This window comes from Granulicella mallensis MP5ACTX8 (assembly GCF_000178955.2).
In the GTDB taxonomy this organism is placed as follows: domain Bacteria; phylum Acidobacteriota; class Terriglobia; order Terriglobales; family Acidobacteriaceae; genus Granulicella; species Granulicella mallensis.
Genome location: NC_016631.1, coordinates 6,144,900 through 6,171,541 on the forward strand (window position 1 = coordinate 6,144,900; position 26,642 = coordinate 6,171,541).

The following is a 26,642-nucleotide window of genomic DNA, read 5'->3' on the forward strand; positions in this document are numbered from 1 at the left end:
GCCCCCACCGGGATGGCGTGTTTCAACGCTTGCGGCTTAGCAGAATTCCCCCGACCAGGAAGTAGATCGCGCCGAAGATGGCGTACCCGCCTAAATCCTTGATCTGAAACTTGCCACTAAGTCCACCGAGCACAAAGGCGATACCTGCGGCTGTCGATTGAACGCCGCTCAGGATCATGGCCCATTGTCCACCCAGGAGTTTTCTGCGGAGAATGCCTACGACAAGCTGCAGAAGCCCGGCGAGAAGCGCCCACACGCCAAAGGTGGCCACGGCATATGCGGGATGAGAGTAGACGGTGAGGCCGATCCCGATCGCCGTGAGGGTTCCCAACACAGCATTCACGTATCGTGTCGTTGCGGAATCAGATTCCGGAGAGGTCTTCAGGTCATAGAGGGTGCATGCGACATCCCAAAGGGGATACAAAATCAGGAGGGTTGCGCCAGCCGCTGGATTCTTTACCGCAACGGCGATCACGGAAACTGCCCATACAAGTTGAACAGCAGTTCGAGTGAAGTAGAGGTTGCGCAAGCCTTGCGTCGCCTGTGGAGTTTGAGTCGTCATGTTGATGTCCTTTCCCTTGGCTACCTTCTAGTTGGTAGGTTTATAAATCAAAAAATGCTTTGTGAACTCGCGAACCGGTCGGCCCTGACTCCGCGCTCAGCCAGGAGTCAATGGGCCACATCCATCATTCGCTCTGCAATACTACCGCTCATACTTCATATGACTACCTACTAGTAGGTTCGGTTACAAAGTTTTTCCAGATGATTGCAGCGATTCATCGCAGACGCCCATCCAAGAGCTTCGTAACCGTCTCGTGCGGCCCGACTTTCTCTTCCGACCCATAAAGCTAGCTGAATGGACTTCCCTACGGCCTGCTCCTGCATCTAAGCAGGAATGCCTACCAGCAAATCCACGCCTTTGTTTGCGATAATGACTAAGACAATAAGAGTTGCTGTGTAAGCACCAGCGACTCCCTCGCCTGCCTGTGTAACTTCGCCCTTGCGGCATTTTGGCCTTATCCCACTCCCCATGCAGGACCTTATATATGCAGCTATGGACCGACTATGAAGGCGTCACGATAGACGGCGTTTTCCCCTTGAAAAAACTGCTGATGCCCGAGGGCCGCAGCGCGTTCTACACCACCGCCGGGCTCACCGGCGAGCCAACCGTGCTGCGCCTCATCGAGTGCCACTTCGATGAGGAGGAGATTCTTGCCCGTTGGCGCTGCGTGGAGGCGTTGAACCATCCAAACTTCCTCAAGTTCGAGCGCTTCGGCCAGACCGAGCTCGATGGCCGCCCGGTCGTCTATGCCGTTTTGGAGAAGGTGGACACGAATCTTGCCGAGGTCCTCGACCAGGGCCACCTGACGGTCAAGGATGTGGCGCAGCTGGCATCCAGTCTGGTGGCAGCGCTCGATGTGCTGCACACCCATGGCTTCATTCACGAGCACATCAAGCCGAGCAATATCTTTGCCTTGGGCAACGCAGTCAAACTACGCAGCGACTGCATCCGCGAAGCGCCGGAGGGAGAGGAAGGCCGCGTCGCGAAGCAGCGCGACGTGCGCGATCTCGCAACCGTGCTCCTCCAGGCACTGACTCAACGGAAGTCGGTCGAGGGCATTCCCGATTCCGCCCTGCCTCCGCCGTTCGGCCAGATCGTCCGCAACGGACTCGATGGCACATGGGGGCTGGAGAACATAAGGACCGTTCTCGAACGCCAGTTTGGTTCGAATCAACCTGCAGCCCAGCCTACAGCCCCGAAATCGGAGAATGCGGTTCCGGCAGCGACAGCCGTGGCCGAGCAGAAGGCTCCAGGTACCGCGGGTGCTGCCGCCAGGCAGTCCGTGCTGCCAGAGGCACAGCTTCCTCTCCCTCTCCTCAAGGAGGACCGGAACGCTGGATCGGCCCGCGCAACCACCCGCAAAGATGCATGGGACCCCAAAGCTACTCAGAGCGACGATAAGAACTTCTCGCTGCGCTCCCCCTGGCTCGGCGCCGGCATTGTTGCTATCCTCCTGCTTCTTTCCTTATGGGGACTGGCACACCATCGGAACAAAGCCCAGCAGGCTGCTACCGTTTCGCAACCAGCCGTTTCGCAGCCAACTGCACAATCAGCGGAACAGACCGCAGCCAGCCCTGCTCCCAAGCCAGTCACGGCGGATTTGCCGCCCGCGAGCCTCCCCGAATCAGCTGGCTCCCGCGCCGATTGGCGCGTGATCACCTTCACCTACAACCGCAGGACAGACGCGGAAAAGAAGGTCTCCGACTTGGCACATAGCCATCCTGAACTGGAGCCGGAGGTCTTTACCCCCAGCGGGCATGCTCCATTCCTGGTTTCCATCGGCAAGAGCATGGACCGGGACGCCGCCTACGCCCTTGCCCGCCACTCTCGTTCCCTGGGGCTACCGCACGACACGTACGCGCAGAACTACAGCCGCTAACCCGCCTTTTCTTGCACAGTGCAGAGGTAACTCGATCACCTGCATGGAACCGGCGACGCGGCACCAGGTGAAGCGTCGGCGCCATGCTATCTAAAGCTGTTCCCGGCCCAGTGCAGTGTTTCGCAGAACAATGGTTTGCCGATCTAAACCCGACTGTGAGTGTAAAGCGGCGTTGGCGGAAATAACCGGACCGAAGTTGCCGAAAACGTGACTTTGCAGGGAATACGCTATTGCAAGAGTGCATAGAGTCCGGAGCAAATGAAGACAGCACAGATCGCGCTGACACCTAGAGCCACCCAGATACTGATTCTGCGGTCGGCTCCCTGCCTCCAGTAACCGACCCACGTCAAAGCTAGAACCGCAAAGCCAGCGCAAAGATCAAATGTGGGGCTACTGTGGCCGCCCTTCGCTGCTTCTGCTACGGGTCCGAACGCGATCATTCGCTTGATAATCCTCTGCTTATATCCCCTGCGGGTTATCCAAGCTATATCAGACTCCCGAGACAGGGTGTCATAGGCAAGCAATATGGTCGAACTTGCCGAAAATGTGACTTCGAGGAAGTGGTCTAACTGTGCAGCCCGTGAACGATCTCGGAGCTTTTCAATCTCCGAAGATTGCAATGACGACAGTGACGGCCAAACGGGTTTCGCACTAATGTTGAATGAAAGAAAGGTTCCCGACAGCGGGGACAAATCCAGCCTCCAAGTGTCCACATGAATCTGAACCATTGGAAGGCAGTAGCCAACAAGAAAAACGCTCCAATTGCGCCCAACACATTCATCATTATGGGATGTCGCTCTTGAGTTGAGTCTGGAACGATCACAAGGATCAGGGCTGAGATAGCGGCTCCGGCAGCGCATTCAGCAAAACGTCGCATGATGTTCTGACGTTGGGCATAATACAGGCGCCAGTCTTCTTCGTAGGATGAGCCGTTGAGCACAGACTGAGTCGAAACTGTCGGTAGGGACACAGATGTGATTATCTTGCTTTTTTCACCCGAACCCGCAAAGTTCGTGGAAACGGGGTTACAGGAGACGTCGACGTCGAACTTGCCGCAAACACGACTTTCGAGGAAGCTCCGTTTTTCGCTATGCTTGCGAGTATGAAGGACCTGTCACGGGCAATCGGGCGATGATGCGTCACCAGTACTGCCACGTGGTCATCAGAGGCGTTCGCCTGGCCTACATCGAGCGGGAAGCAATCGGAGGACAAGATGCATCGCCGATCCTGTTGCTTCATGCGTTGCTGGCTACCGCGGAAACGCTGACGGAGCTAATTGCCGGGCTGCCGCCCGACCGTCGGATTGTGGCGATCGACCTCCTTTCGGCACAGCCTACCGATGAGGAGAAAAAGCTGGATGTTCATCAGGCAAGTCTTACTGGGCTGATCCACGATTTCATGAAGAATATTGGTCTGGTGCAACCCGTTCTTATCGGGCATTCACATGGCGGAGCGCTCGCCTTGCGGCGACGGCTGCAACGGCGTTGAAGGGGCTGGTACTGCTGTCTCCGGCGCATCCTTTTGGTGGCTATAGAAGCCGCGTTGTGAACTTCTATCTTCGACAGCCTGGCCGCATGCTTGCATTGAGTATTCCACTCGCTCCAAGCTGGATGATTCTACGCGCGTACAACGAGGCTGCGGGGTCGAAGAACCGTATCAGGATGCAGCATTTGCGCCCTCATCTCAGGGTGCTGCGCAATCGCAACACTCTGCGCCGAGTGCTCGAAATACTGAAGACGTGGGACGAGGATATGGATGGTCTGCGTGAAGCCTTGAAAAAGGCTGCAATCGCCATTCCAACTCTTTTGATCTGGGGAGATGAAGACCCGGTCGTCCCAATCGCCAGTGCAGCGGAGCTGGAAGAGCATCTTGAAGTTGGCGAGCGCGTGACGTTGGCGGGGATGGGTCATCTGCTGGCTGAGGAGGCGCCGGAAGAGTGTGCGAGATTGATCGGGGAATGGCTCGTTCGCCTTGATGCGCGAGGTTGCCGATAACGCGACTTTTCAGTCGAAATCGTTCCGTGTGCGCTTTGTAACAGTTTCGTACCGCTCCAGTTTTCTCTCTCCACCCGGTAAACTAAACAGATGGACGTTCTCTACGGCCTGCACCCGGTGGAAGAGGCCATTCGCGCGGGCATGCGGCAACTTGACCATGTAAGCGTCGCCCGCGAGCGAGAGGCCCGCCGCGATGCCCGTCTGGACGCGGTCCTCGATCTCTGCCGGGCCGCAGGCATCCGCGTCAACACCGAGTCGCGCGACCAGCTCACCCGCCACGCCAAGACCGACGCCCACCAGGGCATCGTCGCCTTCCTTCGGGAGCGCAAGTTTCTCGCGCTCGAAGACCTTCTGAACGCGCCCCCCGGACCCACCGGATTCCGGTTCTTCCTCGCGCTCGACGGCGTTGAGGACCCGCACAACCTCGGCGCACTATTACGTTCGGCGGATGGTTCCGGGATCGACGGCGTCATCGTGCCGGAGCGGCGGTCCGCGCCCTTGAGCGCAACCGTAGCCAAGAGCTCGGCGGGAGCCTCCGAACACGTGCGCATCGCGCAGGTGGTCAACATCACGCGCGCGCTGGAGACGATGAAGAAGCACAACGTCTGGATCGTCGGCCTCGACGAGCGCGGAACCCCCGACTACACCGACTTCGACTTTCGCCAAGACTGCTGCCTCGTTCTGGGCAGCGAGGGCTCCGGCCTGCACGAGCTGGTAAAGCGCACCTGCGACCACCTGCTGCGCATCCCGATGGCGGGCAGCGTCTCATCGTTGAACGTGTCCGTAGCCGGCGCGGTCGTCATGTACGAGGCGATGCGTCAGCGCCGCTCCGGTGCGGTTCAGGCCCCGGCTGCGTCCAAAACACAGAAGCCTCGTAAAGGTTTGGGATCGTGAGGAGTCATTGACTTTGAGTTTGAAACGACTGCCACGCGCTTTGGCGGCGACGCTTGCGCTGGCTGGTCTGGGCCTTGCCGGCACCACCTGCGCGCAAACAACCACCCCTGCACCACCGCCCGCCACGCAGGACACGACCGCCCCGGCTCAGCCCCCTCCCCCCAAGGGCGAGGTCCTCTTCCAGAGCCACGGCACGCCTCCGGACGCGACACCTGAATCCGAGGCCAACGGGCGCACCGTTCTCGCCAAGCCCGAGGAGAAGCCTGCCGGGCCGGAGCTGACCGATATCGAACGCTCGGCCATCACCTTTACAGCCTACGATCTCGACGCACGCCTCGTTCCGGCGAGCTCGTCGCTGACCGTTCGCGCAGGCCTCACGCTTCGCAACGACGGCGACAAGCCCCTGACGCGCCTCGCGCTCCAGATCTCCTCGACTCTCAACTGGCTCGGCGCTACGTTGATCTCGAATACCGGCAACCAGAAGCTCGAACTGGCCCAGCATCTGATCGATACCGACGCCGATCACACCGGTAAGGCGCAGGAGGTGATTATCACCCTGCCTGCCCCGCTCGCTCCCGGCAAATCGATCACCTTGAACACGGTCTATTCCGGAACGGTCGAGGCCAGCGGCGGCCGCCTGGAACGCATTGGCGCAACGCACGAGCAGGCTCTCTCCACCGACTGGGACGCCATCTCCACCTCGACCATCGCGTTGCGCGGCTTCGGCAACGTGCTCTGGTATCCCGTCGCCTCGCCCCAGCTCTTTCTCGGCGATGGGGCGCAGCTCTTCAACGCCGTCGGCCGCATGAAGCTGCGGGAATCGGCCGCAACGATCCATCTGCGGCTGTCCGTCGAGTACACCGGCGAGCCGCCCGTCGCAGCCTACTTCTGCGGACGCCGTCAGGCCTTCCATGCCTTGAGCGACAGCGCCGACACTCCCACTGCTGCAGGCACGGGCATTGCAACGGCGGACTTTGCCGCTGAACCCCTGGGCTTCCGCATGCCCAGCCTGTTCCAGGTCGCCCATGCGGAGACAATGACGGCTTCGCTGACAGAGCCCTCCGACTCAGCATCGGCTCCGGCAACGACGCCCGATGCCGACTCCAGCTCGTCCTCCAGTTCCTCTTCAAGCTCGTCATCGAGCTCATCATCGAATTCCGCCGGGGCTCCTGGCCCGGCAAGTTCCAATGCCATTGCTGCGAGCAACGGCCCAGGCGACTCGCTGCTCGCGGTCGAGAGCAACGATGACGGCTCTCTGCCACCGCTCGCTGCCTCGGCACAGCACATCGCTCCGCTGCTGGAAGAGTGGTTCGGGCCGAAACCGCTATCGTCCCTGACGATCCTCGATAACCCCGGGCAGCCGTTCGAGGATGGCCCGCTGCTGGTCGCTCCCATCTCCGCGCTGGCCGCTTCAACGGCCTCTCCGGCGCTGGCACATAGCCTTACCCACGCGTGGGTGCAGACCGGCCAGCCGTGGATGGATGAGGGCCTGGCACAGTTTTTCAGCCTGTTGTGGATCGAGCACGAGCAGGGTCGCGATGCCGCCATCGCACAACTGACCACCCTGATGCAGCCGGTGTCGATCGCCGAACCGGGCATCGAGCCCAATGAACCCGCTCCGATTGGCGAGCCGTTGGTCTCGGCAACCTCCGAACTCTACTTCCGCCGCAAGGCCGCAGCGGTCTGGTGGATGCTGCGCGGCATCGTCGGCGACAAGCCGCTGCAGGCCGCGCTGCAAGCGTGGCGCACACGCACTCCGGGGAACACGACGCCCGAGCAGGACGTGCGCGCCTTCGAAGCGCTGCTGGAGAAGACCCCGAAAGGCCCGATCGACCTGCGCTGGTTCTTCGACGACTGGGTGCTGCACGATCGCGGCCTGCCCGATCTCGCGATCACCGACGTAACACCGCGGCTGCTGCCGGCGGGCCAGGGCCACAGTGCGGGCTGGCTGGTGGCTGTCACCATACATAACGATGGCGCTGCCGGTGTCCAAATCCCTGTCACGATCCGCTCCGGGACCTACAGTACGACCTCTCAAGTGCGGGTGGCGGGATTTGCCGATGCAACAGCGCGCGTCCTGGTGGAAGCTCCGCCCACCGAGGTCTGGGTGAACGACGGCAGCACGCCTGAACTCCGTACGTCGCTGCACCGCCGCGATGTTGTCGTCCACGCTCAGTAGAGCGATTTCGGATTCACATTTCGCTGGCAGAAAGAGGGGACGGGCTGGATGCGGAGAAAATCCCGATCTTTAGCTTGAGCGCAGAGTAGAGCCGTTCCGAAATCGGATAGGCGTCGGTTGCTTCTTGCTCTTGCCTTTCTGGTTGTCATTCCGAGCGTAGCGAGCGAACCTGCTGTCTCCCGTTTTTCGTTCGTGTTGCCACAAAGCTTATGCGGCAGCACGAACTCAGCCATCCAGTTCATGCCCAGTTATTTTATGGGCAGTGCAATCAAAGAGCGGGAGACAGCAGGTTCCTCGCTACGCTCGGAATGACAACCAGAAAAGCAAAGACACAGCGAAGCGGCCTACCAGGCCAAAAGCCGCTGTAGCCCACGCGGACAACCCCGGAATCTCTCCTTGTGAACGGGGCAATGAAGATCCGTAAATCGGAGCTTTAAGGAAACAATCACGCCTGCATCGCGGAGAGATTTATATTCGCGTCACGAAATATATATATTCCATTCGAGCTATCAAAAAAAGCACTGACCTTTTCTCTTCGTTTCCCCTTGCATATTACTAATATTTTTGCGGTAAGCGTATTCTGCACCGTTACGCGGGGACGACAGCGCGTTTAGTTGTGTGCTAAGAATTATCTTCGGATTAAAGCCCCGGAAGACTGCGTGGTAAACCAGGCAGCATCGCGCAATCGCTCTTTGCGACAGAGAAGTAAGGACGGTACATTTCAGTGAATCGAAAAGTTGTGCACGCAGCGGCATTGGCATTCTTGATAGGCGGCTTCTCCGCTTCAGCACAAAGTCCGTCGCCTGCCGGAACCAGGACTCCTCTACTGCCTTACCAGGACACAACATTGCCCGCAGAGCAGCGGGCAGCCGACCTGGTGGGACGCCTGACGCTCGATGAGAAGGCCGCGCAATTGGTCACCAGTGCGCCGGGGATTCCACGGCTCGGCGTTCCGGCCTATGACTTCTGGAGCGAAGGCCTTCACGGTATCGCACGCTCCGGCTATGCGACGCTGTTCCCTCAGGCCGTGGGCATGGCGGCCACCTTCGATGAGCCGCTGCTTCACCAGATCGGCGAGGTCATCTCCACGGAGGCACGCGCCAAGTACAACGATGCTGTTGCGCACGACCTGCGCTCCATCTTCTATGGGCTGACGATCTGGTCGCCGAACATCAACATCTTTCGCGATCCTCGCTGGGGACGCGGACAGGAGACCTACGGGGAAGACCCCTTCCTGACCGCTCGGCTCGGGACCGCATTCGTCGAGGGTCTGCAGGGCGACGACCCCAACTACTACCGCGCAATCGGCACGCCAAAGCACTTCGCCGTGCACAGCGGCCCGGAGAGCGAGCGTCATCGTTTCAACGCCGACCCGAGCCCGCACGATCTATGGGACACGTACCTTCCCGCGTTCCGCGCCACGATCGTCGAAGGCAAGGCCGGCAGCATCATGTGCGCGTACAACGCCATCGAAGGTAAGCCGGCGTGCGCCAGTGATCTGCTGCTGGACGAGGTCCTCCGGAAGGACTGGGCCTTCAAGGGGTTTGTCACCTCCGACTGCGGCGCGATCGACAACTTCTTCGAGAAGGACGGGCATCACTACTCCAAGGATGCGGAACAGGCATCGGTCGACGGCATTCGCGCCGGCACCGACACCAATTGCGGCGGCACCTATCGGAACCTCGCCAGCGCCGTACGCAAAGGAATGATCCAGGAGAGCGAGCTCGATGTTCCGCTGCGCCGCCTGTTTCTCGCGCGATTCAAGCTGGGCCTCTTCGATCCTCCGTCTCAGGTAAAGTACGCCTCCATGCCCATCACGGAAAACATGTCCTCCTCGCATACCGAGCTGGCCCTGCAGGCCGCGCGCGAAGCGGTAGTGCTGCTGAAGAACGAGCATCACACACTGCCGCTGGATGCGCGTGTGAAGACCATCGCGGTGATCGGGCCCAACGCCTCCTCGCTGATCTCCCTCGAAGGCAACTACAACGCGATCCCGAAGAACCCCGTGATGCAGGTCGATGGTATCGCCCGTGAATTCAGGGACGCGAAGGTGCTGTATGCGCAGGGATCTCCCTATGCCGAGGGCGTCGCGCTGGTGATTCCAAGAACGCAGTTTCGTACCGCGCAGGACTCGCAGGAGCAAGGCCTGAAGGCCGAGTACTTCAACAACGACAGCCTGCAAGGCACGCCTGCGTTCACGCGCGTAGATCGCCAGATCGACTTCGACTGGGATGGATCATCGCCTGTCCCCTCGGTCAGCATGAAGGCCTTCTCGGTGCGCTGGCGCGGCACGTTGCAGGTGCCTGTACCCGGCGACTACCTCGTCGCTCCACATATCACGCACTTTTGGAATGGCGATGCCGTGGAGAAGGTCACGCTTAAATTCGACGGCAAAGACATGGGCTCTTCAGCGGTCAAGCTGCACTTCGACGATACCCGGCCACACGCGATTGAAATGACGTACTCGCATAAGGCAGAGCTCTTCGGCGGAGAGCTTTCGCTGCGATGGACTCCACCGGTCGAGCCCTTACGCGCCCAGGCGATGGAAGCGGTGAAGCAGGCAGATGCCGTCGTCGCCTTCGTTGGGCTGTCTCCTGAGCTGGAAGGCGAGGAGATGGACGTGCACATCCCAGGCTTCTCCGGCGGCGACCGCACCGATCTCGTTCTGCCTGCCGCGCAGCAGCAACTGCTGGAAGCCGCCAAGGCAAGCGGCAAGCCGCTGGTCGTGGTGCTGCTCAATGGCTCGGCGCTGGCCGTGAACTGGGCCCAGGAACATGCCGACGCCATCCTTGAAGCATGGTACCCAGGACAGGCTGGAGCGCAGGCGATTGCAGAGACACTGAGTGGCAAGAACAATCCCAGCGGACGCTTGCCGGTTACCTTTTATCGCAGCGTGAACGACCTGCCGCCCTTCACCGATTACGCAATGGCGAACCGCACCTATCGTTACTTCAAGGGCAAGCCGTTGTATGAGTTTGGGTATGGCCTGAGCTACTCGACCTTCAGCTACTCCAATGCGCATCTGAGCAAGGAGCGTCTCGATGCCGGGGACACGCTACGCGTGGAAGCAGATGTAAAGAACACCAGCACGCTCGCAGGCGATGAGGTCGCAGAGCTATATCTGACACCTCCGCAGAATGGTGTCTATCCTCTGCGGTCCCTGGAGGGCTTTGAGCATGTCCATCTTCTTCCCGGACAGAGCAAACATGTGAGCTTTACGCTCGATCCGCGCCAGTTGTCCGAGGTGGATGAGAAGGGCATACGCGCCGTGCGGGCAGGGGTGTATTCCGTCACTGTCGGTGGAGGCCAGCCAAGTGCCGGCAAGGATCTTTCGGCTCAGTTCACGGTCGAGGGCGTGCGGGAGTTACCGCGGTAAGGTCGTTCTTTAGCAAGTTGCTTGTGTTGTCTTGTTGTTGTTTTTCTTGTTGTCATTCCCGCAGGGAATCTGCTGTCTGCCGGCCCAGCACTGATAGCTTGCGAGGCGTCGCCAGAGAGAAACCGTTCGAATCATGCCCTGTCCCTCTCGCCCCCTGGGAAGAGCAGCCAGGGTACGAACAAGCAGCAGATTCCCTGCGGGAATGACAACAAGAAAAGCAAATACGTGGTTCGTCGGTATTTCAGACACTACTTAAGGCAGCCGCACCACCAGGCCAAGGCCGAACTGCTGCACCGTCTGAGCGTTGGAATGAAATACCGCGCTCAGGCGCCCGATTCCGTACTCGCCGCGCAGCGAGACATGTGGAATCAGGGTATAGTCGGCTCCAAACTGAAACTGGCTGGCGAAGCTGCCCGTGTTGAAGCCGTAGTTCGTGCCGCCACCACCGATCTCAGCCTGCGCATAGGGCTGAAGGAGGGGAGAACGCAGCGCCAGCCGCACTCCCACAAGCCCTTCATGAAGATGGCCGCTGCCGGACGACTGCGTCTCATAACGCACATCGCCGCCAAAGTTCAGCGGGCCGACACGCGCAAAGTTGTCATAGAGCCCAAAGGTACCGCCGCCCGCGGTCAGGCTTCCGGTAGTCGTCGTCCCATTGGGATTGCTGGCGATATCGACGCCGCCAATATGGCCGAGGCTGCCCATCGCGTAAAGTCCATACTGCTGCGCCTTCGCGGCCGCAGACGTCAGTGCAACGCACAGCAGGCAGAGCCATAGGCAATGTTTTGTGATGAAAGTGCTCATGGCAGGGCCCCCGTGGCGAGATACGCCAATGTTAGGTTAACGCGGTGTAATCAGGAAAAGTCGCGCAGGGAAACCAAAGAGGTACCTGGTTGTTCAAGACCCTGCGACAGGGATTTACCCGCGTCCTCTACCGCGAAGAAGCGATCTGCGCTGCAACCCGCATCATGCTGTTCTGATGAACACGAATGAACCCCGAGCGCGAACTGTCGAGATCGAGGATGAGTGCAAAAACAACGCCGACAACGATAGGCAAAATCGCGAGCAGCCTCTTCGACCGTGACGTAATGCTGATTCCAATCAGCGCGCTGGAAACAAAGGCCATGAACAGCAAAATGGCCCACGCCAGGAAGGGAATGCGATTCTCCAGCGCGGCGGTGCGCTTCTCCGTGACATCGATCATGTCGTTGAGCGATGAGACAAAAAGCGCGCTAATGGGATCACGGCGAGCCGACGCATCCCCGGCTGCGATCTTCCAAATCTGCGCCTGCAGCTCACCGCTTTGGGTGAGGCTGCGCTGTATCGCCTGGGCATCCGTTCCGGCAGCAACAAAGTTCAGGCGCACAGGCACGTACTGCTGAAGCAGCTGTCGCTCGGCCGTGCGTGCAGGTTCCAGCAGCGTATCGGTGCGCAGCCAGGTAGTGCCGATGGCATTGGCCTCTTCCACCTCCAACTGCCTGCGGAGGTCGTAGCGGTTGACCGCCATCGCAAAGCTGAAGCCCAGCAACAGGGCAAACAGCCCCAGCACCGCTCCTTCGAGCGCCTTGAAAGACCCCGCATCCCGCGCAACAACCTCCGCTCTCCGAACGCGAACCCAGGCACCCAACAGGCTCCCGAGGAACAGAAAGAGAATGACAAAGGGACAGAAGAGAAGAGGATGGTCCAGCAGAGTCAGCATGGCCGCAGTGTACAACCGTCAACGCTTCGAGCAGGTCAGCGGCAATGAGAAAGGCCACCCCTGCGGGTGGCCTTTCTCATTGCTTGTTGCGCGAAGCGCATCCAGCGAACTAGTCGCCGGCTACGGTCTCTTCGATGTTGTTGACGACCTCAGCCTTGCTGGTGACGGGAGCCGCGGGCTTGATGCCGCCCAAGCCGCCGATCTCGCCGATCGCTACAAAGCCTGCGGGAGCTTCCGCCTCCTGGAGGATCTCCTTGCGATACAGCTTGGCCATGCGAGCGTTCTCGGCATCCTGCTTCAGCTTCGCGTCGCGTGCGCGGATCTTTTCTTCGCGCGCGTTCTTGGCGATACCACTCTTGTCGAAGGTATCGTTCGCAGCCGAATCAACATGCTCCTGGTTGAGGACGAGGTCATACTTCGATTCCTTCTCGAGGCCAACCTTCTTGCCGCCCGCGAAGATCTCGTGACGACCGTGCTCCTCATACCACTTGGTGAGCGACGAGGTCATGTGCATCTTCTCGATGATGTTGCGCCAGCCCACACCCGTGTTGTACGCGCAGAAGCTGATCTCGCCTTCCTGCGTCGCGTACGGGATGATGCACTGCTCGGTGCGGCGGAAGTCGTAGTTGAAGAGGTCCTGGAACCACATGCCGGCGATGAAGAGGAAGTTCCAGCGATCGGCGCGGCGCTTCTCGATGTCCGCCTGGGTGCGGTCGGCGGTGACCTTGCCGTAGTTGCGGCCGGTCGCGCCAAAGCACTTATCGAACTTGGTCAGCAGCGAGAAGATGCTGAAATGGGTGGGAGCGTTCTTCGGCTCGTAGTTACGGATGAGCGCGAGGGCAGCGCCAACCATGGTCAGGTACTTGCCGCGAGCCGCGTCGTTGACGCGCGCGATGTCCTTGGCCAGACGGTCGGCGTTCAGGAAGGCCGTGACGGGCACAGCTTCCTTGGTTTCCTTATCGATCATCAGCGCCATGCCGATACCGCAGTTCGGGTGGCAGCCACAGGAGAGCTGGCCCCAGTCGTGGTTCGGTCCGTGCACCAGATCGGCCCAATCGCTGAAGGTCGACATGAAGCTGATGGGGAACCAGTCGCGAACAGGCTCGCCGAGACCGGTCTGGTTCTTGACGTCGTGTGCGAGATGGCTGAGCGTGTAACGCTGCGCCATACGGCGCTCGTCCGAAACCTCTTCATCGCGGCCCGTGAACGAGACCGGCTGGAAGCTGAGGAAGTTGATCTTCTTGGGGTTGTCGAGAGCGAACTCGATGATGCGGCCAACCTGCTCGTTGTTGATGCCGTTGATGATGCAGGTGACGGGGACGATATCCACACCGGCCTCGTGCAGGTTGTGGATCGCCTGGAGCTTCACGTCGAACGAGTTGCCGACCTTGCGGTGCGAGTTCGCCGCATTGCCGATACCGTCGAACTGCAGGTACGCATAGCGAAGACCTGCTTCAGCGGCAGCCTTTGAGAACTCCTTGGACTTCGCGAACTCGATGCCGTTGGTCGCAGCCTGCACCGAGGTGTAGCCGACCTTGCGGGCATAAGCGACCGCGTCGAGGAAGTAGGGGCTCAGTGTGGGCTCGCCGCCCGAGAACTGAACCGACATCTGGCGCTTGGGCTTGATCGTGACCGCGTTGTCCAGCATGGTCTTGATCTCGTCCCATGTGAGCTCGTGGACGAAGCCGACCTGGTTGGCGTCCATGAAGCAGGGATCGCACATCATGTTGCAGCGGTTGGTGAGATCGATGGTGAGAACCGAACCGCGGCCATGGGTGACGGTCGAGGTGCCGTGGTTGTGCAGCTTCTCATCGTTGTGGGCGCGGATGTCGCGGCCCGGGAAGACCTCTTCGAGGTGCTTGAAGAAGGCCGTGTCGATCGACATGACGTCTTCAAAGTGGCCGTGGATCGGGCAATCCTTGACCATCAGGATCTTGCCGTCGCGCTCGATGATCTGCGCCTTGATCTCGCCGACCTTCTCGTTGAGCAGGATCTCGTGGGGCAGCTTGCCGTCCACGATCTGCTGGCGAATCTCGGGAACGCACTTGGGGCAGAGGGAATCAGTGGTACGGGGCCAGCCGAGGGGCGGCTTTTCCTTCTGGTAGGACTTCAGCAGGGGCTTATCGCTCCACTTGGGAGTAAAGCTCTTGTTGGGGCTGATCGAATTCAGCTTGTTGAACACGCTCCAGCCAGCCTTAGCGGTGAGCACCACGCCTTTTTCAAAGAGCTTCGTTGCCTTTGCCATAACTTTTAATGTCTCCTGAGGGTTCGCCACAGCCATTCTTGCGGCGACCATGTCATCTCTAAGCCTATACCGCTAACCCATGATCCGAGAAGTACTTTGCGGGTTTCCTGCCTTAGAAATCAAAGACACGGTTCCCCTGTACCGTCCAGCCTAGTGAAGGCTCCTAAGGAAGTCCTCGGGAAAACAGCGAATGGCGATATTTTGCAGCGAACGGGGACAACCCCAGCCCCAGCGGATACCCCAAAAACGCCCGATTCCGACCCAGCCGGACAACCGCCTTACACTGGTTCCATGCGCTACCGGATTGCCAGCCTCCTGTCTCTCGGTATTTCGCTCGGCCTGCAGGCCCAGACCGCAGACCAGAATCAGCCGGTAAACCAGAATCAGTTACCGGCTCCAACCCTGCAGGTGCAGTCGCAGCTTGTGCTCGTGCCGACCACCGTCGAGACCGGCAAGGGCGATATGGTCTACGGGCTCAAGGCCTCGCAGTTCCTCACCAAAGATAACGGCATCCACCAGGACGTTCGGCTGGAAGATGCAGGGAACGATGCCCGCCCCCTTTCGCTCGTCGTCGTGGTGCAGTGCTCGCGTTCCGCGGAGCGTGAGTTCCCGAAGCTGCGCGGGGTAGCGACAATGGTCTCGGCGCTGGTCGGAGGAGCCCCGACCGACACCGCCGTCGTGCAGTTCGGCACCGGCGAAGAGCTGCTTTCGGGTTTCACCCGCGACCCCGCCGCACGAGAGAGGGCCTTGAACAGACTGGCACCGTGCAGCGATGACGAAGACACGATCTTCGATGCCGTCGACTACGCCAACACCCTGCTCGATAGTCGCAAGACACCCGGCCGCCGTGTCATCCTGCTCATCAGCGAAACCCGCGACCACGGCAGCGAGACCAAACCCATGGACGTGATCCGTGCGCTGGGACGCACCAATACCGTGGTGGACACGGTGTCGTTCTCCCCAGCCAAATCACAACTGATCGATGAGGGGGAGCATGGTCCCCCGCCAGGCGCCACCACCAATTGGCTTGCCCTGGTGGTGATGGCGGTCGAGGCCGCGCGCACGAACGCTCCGAAGGAGTTTGCCGGCCTTTCGGGCGGCGAATACATCAATTTCACCACGCAGCACGGCTTCGATCGCAGCCTGAACACGCTGGCCAATCACGTCCACAACTACTATCTGTTGAGCTTTGTGCCCAGATTCCCGGCAGACGCTTCGGGAAGCAGTGCAGCAGCACCGGGCCTGCACAATCTCAGCGTGAAGATTCCCGACTATCCCTCGGCGACGGTTCGCCACCGCGAATCGTACTGGGCCAATGACATGGAACCTGCGAAGTGAAGCCAGCAGGTTTCCGGCCGCCTCCGCAACCAACGCTCTCATTGTCTTCCCGCATCTGAATCCTTAATCTGTACAGAAAACGCTGCAAAACAACCGCAGCTACGGGAGAGACGCTTTTCATGCCTTGGGGTACGACTGCCAGAACTGCTGCATGCATCGCCCTGGTAGCGACGACGATGGCCGCTACAACTTCCTCCGAACCGCTGCCTTCGCAACTGGCTGGCACCTGGCGAATTACACGAGTGCTGCCCACAAAGAACACAGCCTGCTGGAGCGACGAACAGGCGCGTCCCCTCGTCGGTTCTACGTTGACATATCGCGCCAATGCCATGCGCTGGCGCGGCGGCCAGGTGCCGCTTGAAGACATCAACACGCGCCAGGTGACGGACAGGGAGTTCCGCAAGGAGAACGCCGGTGCGGACTTCGAACAGCTCGGCATTCATTCGCCGAAGGTGCTGGAGGTGGATCTGCAGCACGAGGATGCCGACATTACCGGAGCTTCGACCGAGGTACCTGGGGACTCAGTACTACTGGTGGGGCCTGGGCGCATTGTTGTCAGCGCTTGTGGGGTGTACTTTGAGGCGATGCGTCCAACGAGGGCTAAGAATTAAAAAGTTTTTACTTTGAAGGGGCCGGGGCTTCAGCCCCGCCCCTTCAAAGCAATGAGTCTAGGCTAAGGCAGGGTGTCTGTTCCATCACTGCCTTAGCTCCACCAGCGTCGCACCCTGACCGCCCTCGTTATAAGGCGGCTCCGTCACCGAGACCACATGCGGATGGTTCTTTAGAAACGTCCGCAGCGTTCGCCGCAAAATCCCCATGCCGACGCCGTGCACTACGCGGATACTCGGCAGTCCGGCCAGGAAGGCACGCTCCACAAACCGCTCGACCTCGCTCTCGGCCTCGTCGGCGGTGCGACCGATCACGTTGATCTCCGATGTCATGTACTCCGCGTCGTCCGAACCGGTCGAGGTGGAGACCGTGACGCCGCCACGTCTGCGCGCACCCTGCACCGGAGTCTCCTTCGCGACGGCGACCACCTCCGCCACATCGGTGCGTGGCACGCGCATCTTCATCGCGCCGACCGTGACCTCCAGCGTCTTGGCATCAATCACCCGCGCCACACGCCCCTCGCGGCCCAGGGACTTCAGCCGCACGAGATCGCCCACTCCGGGCTCGCGCTGGCGGTCCGCCGTCTTCTTCTGGCTGGCGGGATCGTTCTCGCTGGTGTGCGTGGCCACCGTCGATTGAAACTGCGCCGAAAACTCGCGCCGCAACTGAGCAATCCGCAACGCCGAGTCGCGAGCGATCTTCTGCGCGACGGTCTTGTCGTCGATGGCCTTCACCGTATCGCGAAGCTGGGACTCGAAGTCCTCGATCAGCGACTTCAGCTGCCGCTCCAGCTCACGCGTTCGCGCCTGCTGCTCCGCGCGGCCTTCGGTGGCAAGCTTCAGACGCTCCGCATTCAGCTTCTTCTGCAACTCCGCGAGGCCTTCGCGCTCGTCCTTGGCTGCCGCAAGCTGTGCGTGCAGTTCGTCGAGAAAGCGACCGATATCGATCTGCTGCGTCGTCATCTGAGCACGGGCATTCGCCACGATCGCCGGATCGAGCCCCAGCCGTGCTGCGATGTTTAATCCTGCCGAGGCCCCCGGCACACCAAGCCGCAGTTCATAGGTTGGAGCCAATCGCGCTTCATCAAAACCTACCGCCGCATTCAGCACGCCCTCGTGCTTGGTCGCATAGACCTTGAGCGAGGTGAGATGCGTCGTAATGAGGCACCACGCGCGCTGCATGAGAAAGTGCTCGGCCACGGCGACGGCCAGTGCCGCGCCCTCCTCGGGATCGGTCGCCGAACCCAGCTCGTCGAGCAGGACCAGCGAAGTGTCGTCAGCCACGCGAGCGATGCGGTTCACGTTCACCACGTGCGCGGAGAAGGTCGAGAGGTTCTGCTCGATCGACTGCGCATCGCCGATGTCGGCATAGATCGCCGTGAACAGCGGCAGCTTCGCTCGCGCCGCAGGCACCGGCAGCCCCGCCTGGGCCATCAGCGCGAGCAGTCCCGCCGTCTTGAGAGCCACTGTTTTGCCGCCGGTATTCGGTCCGCTGACGATCATCTGCCGCATGCCCAGCGGCAGGGCAATCGTCAACGGCACAATGGCCGCATCCTGCTCACGCAGCCGCAGCTCCAGCAGAGGATGCCGCGCCGCTGCCAGCTCGAACTCATAGCCATCGTCCTCTGCGTTGACATCCTCTGCGGAAGCGAATGCCGGACGTACGCACTCGAGCAACTCCGCGAAACGCGCCACCGCCTGATGGGCATCGGCCTGTGCGAGCACGCCCGCGCCCAGCAGCAGAGCCTGCGCCTGTGCCGCTACCGCGCGAGTCATGGCCACAAGAATCCGGTGCACCTCGGCCTGCTCTTCGTCGAGCAGCCGTACCAGCTCGTTGTTCTGCTCAATGGTCTCCATCGGCTCGACGAACACGGTCTGCCCGCTCGAACTCGACCCATGCACCACGCCGCCAACTTTGCGTTTGAACTCAGCCTTGACGGGAATCACGAAGCGCTCGCCACGCACGGTGATGAGTTCGTCCTGCGTGCTGCCGCTCTCCGAGAGCTTCGACAGGGCCCGGCGCAGGCTGTCTTCAATCGCGCGGTGCTGTCGTTCCATGGCACGCCGAATGCGCCGCAGCTCCGGCGAGGCGTCGTCGCTCAAACTGCCATCGGCCTCGATCTTGCCGCGTAAAAAGGTCAGAAGGTTGCCAAGATCGTGCGTCAGGAGCGGCGCTGAAAGCTCTTCAATAGCGGGCCACTTGCCCTGTACCGCGCCCGGTGGAGCGAGTAGCACCTGCCGCCACGCCTCGACGCGTTCCGCCAGTTCCAGCGCCGCCAGCAGTTCCACGGGCTCCAGCGCCGAGCCTTCGATGCGAGCCTTGTCCAACGTGACCGACGGATCGAAGATGCCGCGAAACTGAAATCCGCCTCCGCCTGCTACCAACCGGCGCATCTCTTCGGTGCGCTGCTGCTGTCGTTCGATCCACGCCAGATCGGCTGAGGGCTGCAGCGTCAGAACGCAGGCCCGCCCCAGCGACGACTGGGCGCGTTCGGCAAGCTGTAGCTGCAGGTCGGCCCATTGCAGCGCTTTCGCGCCGATCTCGGACAACGGATTCGGAGTTTGGGGCAGGAGTTCCACCTCTCTAGGATAGAGGTTCCCCAGCGCTGACGCCGTGATTTGCGGAACTGAAACCGCGTGGATTGCGTAGATCATCCTGTGCGAGCCCGCAAGTGCCGGTTCGCGGAGGTTCACCCCATGCTTTGCCCCACCTGTGGAAACGATCTCGCCCAGGATGCGCGTTTTTGCACCCGCTGCGGCACCCAGACAGGCTTTCCGTCACAACCCGGCTCTCCCACTCAGCCCTTCTCGGGTTACGGAGCGCCTCTTCCTTACAGTCGCGTCGGCAACCACATCCAGACACTCGGCACGCTCTGGCTCATCTATGCCGCCGTCCGGTTCATGACCAAGCTCGCGGGCCTGCTCTTCCTTCACGGTATGTTCGGCCATCACGCGCACGCCGGCTGGATGTTTGGCAGCGGGCCCTTCAGCAACGCCTGGATGGCCGCCTTCTGGCCGTTTGCGCTCACCTCGTTGATGGTTTCGGTTGCACTCTGCCTGCTGACGGGCTACGCGCTCATCACTCGCCAACCCTGGGGCCGCGTCTTCGGCATTATCTTCGGAATTCTGGCGCTGTTTCACCCGTTCCTGGGCACGGCACTCGGCATCTACACGCTATGGGTACTGGCCCCTGGAGCCAGCGGCGTGGAGTACGAGGCGATCTCCCGTTCGACACCGCGAAGCTAAACGAAGCGAAGGCTATGGTGACAGCGTGTGAACACTCTGCCATGGCACGACTCGGAAGGGCAGGGTTTCAACCCTGCCACAAATGCAGGGGAAAGACCCTTACCGCTCTGCCGAAGGCCGAAGTGAAGGCTCAGCCGGAACGACTGAATTGCTTTCTTCTGCTAGGCCTAAATCCTTTGGCCTTCACCTCAGAGCAAGGCCAAGTCCAGACGGCGCATCCGTTGCCATTCCCTTTGCATTCGAGGCGATTCAGAAGAAGGCAATTCAGTCGTTCCGGCTTCGCCTTCACTTTGGCCTTCGGCAGAACGGTACGAGCTTTCAGCTCGATCTTTGTGGCCCGGCTGAAGCCGGGCCCTTCCGGTTCGTGTCTCAGCACAGTATTTACACGCTACTCAGAACTGGACGAAGGCGGCTCGCACGAAGGACGATGGGGAACGTATCGAACTCCGTCATACCGGCTCCTCTCGCCGTAGACTTAAGTCTATGCACTTTCCCGCCACGCGCCTACGCCGTCTACGCTCCACCCCCGCCATGCGCTCACTGGTGCGCGAGACGCACCTCCACCCCGGCGCATTCCTCTATCCGCTGTTCCTCTGCGAGGGAGAAGGCGTCCGCCGCGAGGTCAGCTCGATGCCCGGCGTCTTCAACCTCTCGATCGACGAGGCCGTGAAGGAAGCCGAGCAATGTGCGGCACTGGGTATCGGGGGTCTGCTGCTCTTCGGCATCCCCGACGAAAAAGACGAGCAGGGCAGTGGAGCATGGGCCGCGGACGGCATCGTCCAGCGCGGTCTGCGGGCGATCAAGGCGACGAAGGCGTCAGCCTCGCTCGTCACCATCGCCGATGTCTGCCTCTGCGAGTACACCTCGCACGGCCACTGCGGGATTGTCGCGCGCGACGGCGAACATTATCAGATTGAGAATGATGCGAGCATTGCGCTGCTCGCCAAAGCCGCCGCCTCGCTGGCGGAGGCGGGGGCCGACATCGTCGCTCCCAGCGACATGATGGACGGCCGCATCGCGGCCATGCGCGAGGCGCTCGACGCAGCGGGCCAGCAGAACACGCCGATCATGAGCTACGCCTCCAAGTTCGCCTCGGCATTTTATGGACCGTTCCGGGAGGCCGCCGACAGCACGCCTCAGTTCGGCGACCGCCGCACCTATCAGATGGACGGCGCGAACCTGCGCGAGGCCATGCGGGAGATCGAACAGGACATCGCGGAGGGCGCGGATATGCTGCTGATGAAGCCCGCCATGCCGTATCTCGACGTGATCCGCGAGGCCCGCAACAGCTTCGATCTGCCGATGGGGGCCTACCAGGTCTCAGGCGAGTACTCCATGCTGCACGCCGCCTTCCAGCGCGGCTGGCTCGAACCCGAACGCGCCATGCTGGAGAGCCTGCTGAGCATTCGCCGCGCGGGAGCGGACTTCATCGTGACGTACTTTGCAAAGGACGCAGCGAAGGTGCTGGGATAAAGATGCCAGACACAACGCCTAAAACAATCGAGATCTTTTTGCCGAATGGCGACCCTCGCGGAATACGTTCTGCTGAAATCACAACTCGGATAGTCCGAGCCATCGAAGTACCGCGAGCTTTGCTGCCAGCGTTCCTGCAGATGCAGGAATCCGATCAGGTCGGCCTGTACTTTCTCTTTGGTCAAAGCCTCGAATCAGACCCCGAACTCTATATTGGGCAGACCGGCACTCTCCGTGATCGGTTGAAGCTACACGAAAAAGAAAAGGCGTTTTGGAATCGTGCCGTAGTAATCGTTACGCTCACAAACCGGCTGACGCAGACACATGCACTCTTTCTGGAATGGCGTGCTATCAACGAAGCGAAGTCCGTAGGTCGGTATAGCCTCGTCAACGGGAACGCTGGCGGAAAGCCCCATACACCCGCACCGCTGGAAGCGGAGTGCGTGGAAATATATGAAACGACGCGAATACTTCTTGCCACACTTGGACATCCAGTCTTTGAACCGCTCATTACGAAGCAGCCTGTAACTACTGAAGCCTCCAACGAACAACAGATCTTCTTCTGCAAAGCCTCCGGTGCGGAGGGTCGAGGCGTCTTTACACAAGACGGCTTTGTCGTACTGCATGGATCAAGCGGGAGGAAAGAAAGTGTCACTTCCATCAAAGGCACGACAGATGACGAATATCGCGAGAAACTTATAGCCGATCAAGTCGTTCGTGTTGAAGGGGATCGAATCATCTTCATGAAAGACCACCTCGTTGGATCGCCGAGCAGGGGGGCGATGGCGCTTTCAGGCCGAACTGCAAATGGCTGGCAGGAATGGAAGACAGTCGATGGTCGCACAGCCGACGAGTTGATACGTCAGAGGTCTATTGGTTCGAAAGACTAGTTACAGGAGTGACCTCATTCGCACCTCCCCGCAGATATCTTCATTAGGGATCATGGCGATTGTTCGGCTTCACCGACAGATCGCCACTGCGAATCCAAAGCCGATACTCGAACATCGAATACCGTGGTCTTACACGGGCGGCGTAAACTAAGCTGTCCCGGCCTAATTTGGGCTTGGCAAGCACCTGCACACACGATTGGAGCGCATTCCCTTGGCAGATACCACTTACGACCTGGCAATAATCGGCGGCGGCCCCGCCGGCTATACCTGCGCGATCCGCGCCGGACAACTCGGATTGAAGGTTGCACTCATTGAAAAGACCGACAAGCTCGGCGGCACCTGCCTGCATGTGGGCTGCATTCCCACCAAGGCCATGCTGTTCTCGGCAGAGGTCTGGGACCACCTGAAACACGCCGAAAGCTACGGCATCGAGGGCGTCAGCGCTCCCAAGCTCAACTGGCAGAACGTGCTCAAGCGCAAGAACGACATCACCGTAAAGCACACCAAAGGCCTCGACTTCCTGATGAAGAAGAACAAGGTCACCGTCGTGCGCGGCCATGGCCGGCTCACCGGCGGCGCAAAGGACGGCGTATTCACCATCGACGTGACCACCGAGGACAAAGGCAAAGGCCAGGGTGCCGAACTGCAGGCTGCGACCAAGATCCTGACCAAAAAGGTTGTCATCGCCACCGGCTCTGACGCCCGTATGCTGCCCGGCTACCAGGCCGACGATGCCATCCTCACCAACATCGAGATCCTCTCGCTGCCCGCCTTCCCGAAGTCACTCGTCGTCATCGGATCGGGCGCAGTCGGCGTCGAATTCGCGTCGATCTTCAAGAGCTTCGGCGCTGAGGTCACGATCATTGAAGCCCTGCCCCGCATCGTTCCGGTCGAAGACGAAGAGGTCTCGAAGGAACTGACCCGCGCCTACAAGAAGCGCGGTATTGATGTGAACGTCAGCTGCAAGGTCGAGAAGATCGAGAAGACCAAGGACGGAGTCAAGGTCAGCTTCGTCGATGCCGCCGGCAAACCGCAGGTCAAGGAGGCCGAAAAGGTCCTCGTCGCCGTAGGCCGCGGCCCGCGTACCTACGATGCCGGTCTCGACAAGACCAAAATCCAGCTCGACCGCGGCTTCGTGCCCGTCAATGAGTGGATGGAGACCTCCGAGCCGGGCGTCTATGCCATCGGCGATATCGTCGCGGGTCTGCCGCAACTGGCACACGTCGGCGCCATGGCCGGTGTGGTCGTTGCCAGCAAGGTCGCGGGCAAATACGCCCGCCCTGTGCGGAAGGACCGCGTCCCGGGCTGCACCTACTGCGACCCGCAGATCGGCAGCGTCGGCCTGACCGAGGCGCAGGCCAAGGAGAAGGGCTACCAGGTGAAGGTCGGCAAGTTCCCGTTCGTCGGCAACTCGAAGGCGACCATCCTCGACTCGCACGACGGCTTCGTCAAGGTCGTCTCCGACGCGAAGTACGGCGAGGTGCTGGGCGTCCACATCATCGGACCGAACGCCACCGAGCTGATCGCCGAGTGCGTCGTCGCGATGGAACTCGAGGCCACGGTCGAAGAGCTGATGTTCACTATCCACGCCCACCCCACCCTCGCGGAGAGCCTGCTGGACGGCTTCTCGAGCGTCGAAGGTATGGCGATTAACGCGTAAATGTAAATAAGGTTGCTGATTCTGCCAGGGTCAAGAAACCCTTGCCCCTGGCAGATTGCACCACCGAAATTCATGTCTAACGTCCTCCATCTCCTCCAACCCGGCCGTATCTCCTATACCGAGGGCCTCCGCCTGATGGCCGAGGTCGTCGCAGCACGCAAGGCCCAGCAGATCGGCGATACGCTCCTGCTGCTTGAGCATCCTCCGGTCCTGACGCTGGGCCGCAACAGTACGCGCGCCAACATCCTCGCGACGGACGAAGCCCTGGCCCGCAAAGGCGTTGAGATCCACGAGATCAACCGTGGCGGCGATGTGACGTATCACGGCCCCGGCCAACTCGTCGGCTACCCGATCTTCGACTTGCGCGGCGACCTTCCGGGCAAGCGCGGACCGCATCTGGGCCCGGTCGACTTCGTCCGCCTCATGGAAGAAGCCCTCATCCTTACCTGCAAGGACTTCGGCGTTCCCGCGCAGCGCATCTGCAAGCTCACAGGGGTCTGGACGCTGGCGGGCGGTTCGATCGCCGAGAAGAAGATCGCGGCCATCGGCGTCCACGTCTCGCAGGCGGTCACCTCGCACGGCTTCGCGCTCAACGTCACCACCGACCTCCGCGACTTCGACTGGATCGTCCCCTGCGGCATTACCGACCGCACCGTGACCTCGCTCGAGCTGGAATCGCCCCAACAACCGCTGCCGACTCTCCAGCAGACCGCAAACAGCGCAGCCTCCAACTTTGGCCGTGTCTTCCAGCGGCAGGTGCTGGCGGTCGATTCGCTCGAGGAGCTGCTGGCCCCCACAACCCAAGAGGCTTAGTTCGCTAAACGCACGCCCTGAGCGGACGTTCGCACGATCCTCGTATAATCCAATGTTGCGCAGTACCCTAATGAACCCGGAGAACCGATCGCGATGCCGACCGAAGTAGTCATGCCCCAGATGGGCGAATCCATCACCGAAGGCACCCTCACCAAATGGCTCAAAAAGCCCGGCGATACCGTCGCGCGCGATGAACCGCTCTTTGAGATCTCCACCGACAAGGTCGATGCCGAGATCCCCTCGCCCGTCGCCGGAACACTGGGCGAGATTAAGGTCCAGGAAGGCGCGACCGTCAGCATCAACACGGTCGTCTGCACGGTCGAAGAGGGCGGCGCAGCCGCTGCTCCAAACACCGCTTCGGCTCCGAAGAAGGAAGATACGGTGACCCCTGCTGCCGTTGCTACCGCAGCGAAGGACGTAGCCGCAGCCGCTGAGGCCACTGCTCACGCAGCAGCAGCGCCTGCCGCAGCCGGTCCTGGCACAGAGGTTCTGATGCCGCAGATGGGCGAGTCCATCACCGAGGGCACCATCACCAAGTGGCTCAAGAAGATCGGCGACACCGTCCAGCGCGACGAGCCCATCTTCGAGATCTCCACCGACAAGGTTGACGCCGAGATCCCTTCGCCCGTCGCCGGAATACTCACCGCAATCAAGGTGGAAGAGGGCGCGACCGTCACCATCAACACCGTGGTCGCCGTCATCGGCGGCGGAGCCGCGCCGGCAGCCAAGGCACCGGCAGCCGCTGCTCCCACCCCCGCTGCAGCTTCTGCCCCCGCAGCCACACCTGCTCCTGTCGCAGCTTCCGCCTCTGCCGGAGAAGGTCTGCGCTCCTCGCCGCTGGTACGCAAGATCGCCTCGGAGAACAATGTCAATCTCTCCCAGGTCCCGGGCACCGGAGCTTCCGGCCGCATCACCAAGCAGGACATTCTGGGCCACCTCGAAGGCGGCGCACCCGCTGCCCAGCCTGTAGCTGCAGCACCTGTTGCCGCTCCAACACCGGCCTCGAAGCCTGCGGCACCCGCTGCACCTCAGCCGCAGCCCGGCGAGCTCGTCCCCATGACAAAGATGCGCGCCATCATCGCCAAGCGCATGGTCGAGTCCAAGGCCACCAGCGCGCACGTCCACACCGTCTTCAAGGTGGACATGACCCGCATCGTGAAGCTGCGCGAGAAGGAAAAGAACAAGTACGAGCAGCGCAACGGCGTGAAGCTGACCTACATGCCGTTCATCACCCGCGCGGCCGTGCAGGCGCTACGCAAGCACCCCATCGTCAACTCCACGACGCAGGGCGAAGCGATCCTCTACAACAAGAACATCAACATCGGCATCGCGGTAGCGCTGGAGTGGGGCCTGATCGTTCCGGTCATCAAGCAGTCGGAGGAGAAGAGCTTCCTCGGCATCGCCCGTTCCATCGTCGATCTCGCCGACCGCGCCCGTTCGAAGAAGCTGGCTCCGGACGATGTGGCTGGCGGCACCTTCACGCTGACCAACTCGGGCATCTTCGGCGAGCAGTTCGGTACGCCGATCATTGCGCAGCCGCAGTCGGCCATCCTCGGCATCGGCGGCCTGAACAAGGAAGCTGTCGTGCTTACCGACAAGGACGGCCAGGACACTATCGCCATCCGCTCGATCCAGCGCTTCACCCTCGGCTTCGACCATCGGACGATCGATGGCTCGGACGCGGGCAAGTTCATGACGGACTTCAAGTCCTATCTCGAGAACTGGACCGAAGAGATTGGGTAAAGACAGGGATTAGGGAACAGGAATTAGGGATTAGAAAACAAGC

At 60.8% G+C, this 26,642-nt stretch carries 19 protein-coding genes; 14 read left to right on the top strand and 5 right to left on the bottom strand.

Translation table 11 applies throughout. The features are described 5' to 3' along the window. Nucleotides 1-22: 22 nt before the first annotated feature. Nucleotides 23-562, bottom strand: a complete 540-nt coding sequence (locus tag ACIX8_RS23870; protein ID WP_014267974.1) for a hypothetical protein — start codon at nucleotides 560-562, stop codon at nucleotides 23-25. 484 nt (nucleotides 563-1,046) lie between these two features. Here ACIX8_RS23870 and ACIX8_RS23875 point away from each other — a divergent pair, with 484 nt between their 5' ends. From ACIX8_RS23875 to ACIX8_RS23905, 6 genes are all read left to right on the top strand, one after another. Next, nucleotides 1,047-2,441 carry a protein kinase domain-containing protein gene (locus tag ACIX8_RS23875; protein ID WP_014267975.1) on the top strand — a complete coding sequence of 465 codons (1,395 nt, stop codon included), beginning with the start codon at nucleotides 1,047-1,049 and terminating at the stop codon, nucleotides 2,439-2,441. Between the two features lie 1,131 nt (nucleotides 2,442-3,572). Then, the gene (locus tag ACIX8_RS23885; protein WP_014267977.1) at nucleotides 3,573-3,929 is read left to right on the top strand and encodes an alpha/beta fold hydrolase; all 357 of its coding nucleotides are present in this window, start codon (nucleotides 3,573-3,575) and stop codon (nucleotides 3,927-3,929) included. After that, a complete protein-coding gene (locus ACIX8_RS23890) occupies nucleotides 3,926-4,435 on the top strand; it encodes an alpha/beta fold hydrolase (RefSeq protein WP_083836754.1) in 510 nt (169 codons plus the stop codon). The genes ACIX8_RS23885 and ACIX8_RS23890 overlap by 4 nt, the downstream gene beginning before the upstream one ends. A gap of 90 nt (nucleotides 4,436-4,525) precedes the next feature. Beyond that, nucleotides 4,526-5,329 carry a 23S rRNA (guanosine(2251)-2'-O)-methyltransferase RlmB gene (gene rlmB / locus ACIX8_RS23895; protein ID WP_014267979.1) on the top strand — a complete coding sequence of 268 codons (804 nt, stop codon included), beginning with the start codon at nucleotides 4,526-4,528 and terminating at the stop codon, nucleotides 5,327-5,329. Nucleotides 5,330-5,342: 13 nt separating this feature from the next. After that, a complete protein-coding gene (locus ACIX8_RS23900; RefSeq protein WP_014267980.1) occupies nucleotides 5,343-7,508 on the top strand; it encodes a gluzincin family metallopeptidase in 2,166 nt (721 codons plus the stop codon). Between the two features lie 724 nt (nucleotides 7,509-8,232). Further along, nucleotides 8,233-10,884 carry a glycoside hydrolase family 3 C-terminal domain-containing protein gene (locus ACIX8_RS23905; RefSeq protein ID WP_014267981.1) on the top strand — a complete coding sequence of 884 codons (2,652 nt, stop codon included), beginning with the start codon at nucleotides 8,233-8,235 and terminating at the stop codon, nucleotides 10,882-10,884. Nucleotides 10,885-11,136: 252 nt separating this feature from the next. Here ACIX8_RS23905 and ACIX8_RS23910 read toward each other — a convergent pair whose 3' ends face one another. The 3 genes from ACIX8_RS23910 to ACIX8_RS23920 all read right to left on the bottom strand — a co-directional run bounded on the left by ACIX8_RS23910 (nucleotide 11,137) and on the right by ACIX8_RS23920 (nucleotide 14,828). Next, nucleotides 11,137-11,688 carry an outer membrane beta-barrel protein gene (locus tag ACIX8_RS23910; protein WP_014267982.1) on the bottom strand — a complete coding sequence of 184 codons (552 nt, stop codon included), beginning with the start codon at nucleotides 11,686-11,688 and terminating at the stop codon, nucleotides 11,137-11,139. 127 nt (nucleotides 11,689-11,815) lie between these two features. After that, nucleotides 11,816-12,583: a bestrophin-like domain gene (locus tag ACIX8_RS23915; RefSeq protein ID WP_014267983.1), complete on the bottom strand. Its 768-nt coding sequence runs from the start codon at nucleotides 12,581-12,583 to the stop codon at nucleotides 11,816-11,818. Between the two features lie 109 nt (nucleotides 12,584-12,692). Further along, complete coding sequence (locus ACIX8_RS23920; RefSeq protein WP_044177441.1) at nucleotides 12,693-14,828, bottom strand: radical SAM protein; 2,136 nt, start codon at nucleotides 14,826-14,828, stop codon at nucleotides 12,693-12,695. 291 nt (nucleotides 14,829-15,119) lie between these two features. Between ACIX8_RS23920 and ACIX8_RS23925 the strand changes: the two genes are divergently transcribed. Both ACIX8_RS23925 and ACIX8_RS23930 read left to right on the top strand, forming a co-directional pair. Then, nucleotides 15,120-16,166 carry a VWA domain-containing protein gene (locus tag ACIX8_RS23925; protein WP_014267985.1) on the top strand — a complete coding sequence of 349 codons (1,047 nt, stop codon included), beginning with the start codon at nucleotides 15,120-15,122 and terminating at the stop codon, nucleotides 16,164-16,166. A 119-nt stretch (nucleotides 16,167-16,285) separates the two neighbouring features. After that, complete coding sequence (locus ACIX8_RS23930; protein WP_014267986.1) at nucleotides 16,286-16,777, top strand: hypothetical protein; 492 nt, start codon at nucleotides 16,286-16,288, stop codon at nucleotides 16,775-16,777. Nucleotides 16,778-16,861: 84 nt separating this feature from the next. Here ACIX8_RS23930 and ACIX8_RS23935 read toward each other — a convergent pair whose 3' ends face one another. Then, a complete protein-coding gene (locus ACIX8_RS23935) occupies nucleotides 16,862-19,468 on the bottom strand; it encodes an endonuclease MutS2 (RefSeq protein ID WP_223295427.1) in 2,607 nt (868 codons plus the stop codon). A 3-nt stretch (nucleotides 19,469-19,471) separates the two neighbouring features. On the opposite strand from ACIX8_RS23935, the gene ACIX8_RS23940 reads away from it, so the two are divergent. The 6 genes from ACIX8_RS23940 to sucB all read left to right on the top strand — a co-directional run bounded on the left by ACIX8_RS23940 (nucleotide 19,472) and on the right by sucB (nucleotide 26,599). Further along, entirely contained in the window at nucleotides 19,472-20,020 is a 549-nt protein-coding gene (locus ACIX8_RS23940; protein ID WP_014267988.1) for a zinc ribbon domain-containing protein, read from the top strand. Between the two features lie 483 nt (nucleotides 20,021-20,503). Further along, nucleotides 20,504-21,493 (top strand): porphobilinogen synthase, encoded by a 990-nt coding sequence (gene hemB, locus ACIX8_RS23945; protein WP_014267989.1) that lies wholly within the window; start codon nucleotides 20,504-20,506, stop codon nucleotides 21,491-21,493. A gap of 443 nt (nucleotides 21,494-21,936) precedes the next feature. Further along, nucleotides 21,937-22,383: a DUF4357 domain-containing protein gene (locus ACIX8_RS26315; protein ID WP_223295428.1), complete on the top strand. Its 447-nt coding sequence runs from the start codon at nucleotides 21,937-21,939 to the stop codon at nucleotides 22,381-22,383. A gap of 211 nt (nucleotides 22,384-22,594) precedes the next feature. Beyond that, on the top strand, nucleotides 22,595-24,043 hold the full coding sequence (gene lpdA / locus ACIX8_RS23955; protein ID WP_014267991.1) for a dihydrolipoyl dehydrogenase: 1,449 nt from the start codon (nucleotides 22,595-22,597) through the stop codon (nucleotides 24,041-24,043). Between the two features lie 72 nt (nucleotides 24,044-24,115). Then, complete coding sequence (lipB, locus tag ACIX8_RS23960; RefSeq protein WP_014267992.1) at nucleotides 24,116-24,856, top strand: lipoyl(octanoyl) transferase LipB; 741 nt, start codon at nucleotides 24,116-24,118, stop codon at nucleotides 24,854-24,856. Nucleotides 24,857-24,949: 93 nt separating this feature from the next. Next, complete coding sequence (gene sucB, locus ACIX8_RS23965) at nucleotides 24,950-26,599, top strand: 2-oxoglutarate dehydrogenase, E2 component, dihydrolipoamide succinyltransferase (protein ID WP_014267993.1); 1,650 nt, start codon at nucleotides 24,950-24,952, stop codon at nucleotides 26,597-26,599. Nucleotides 26,600-26,642: the final 43 nt, after the last annotated feature.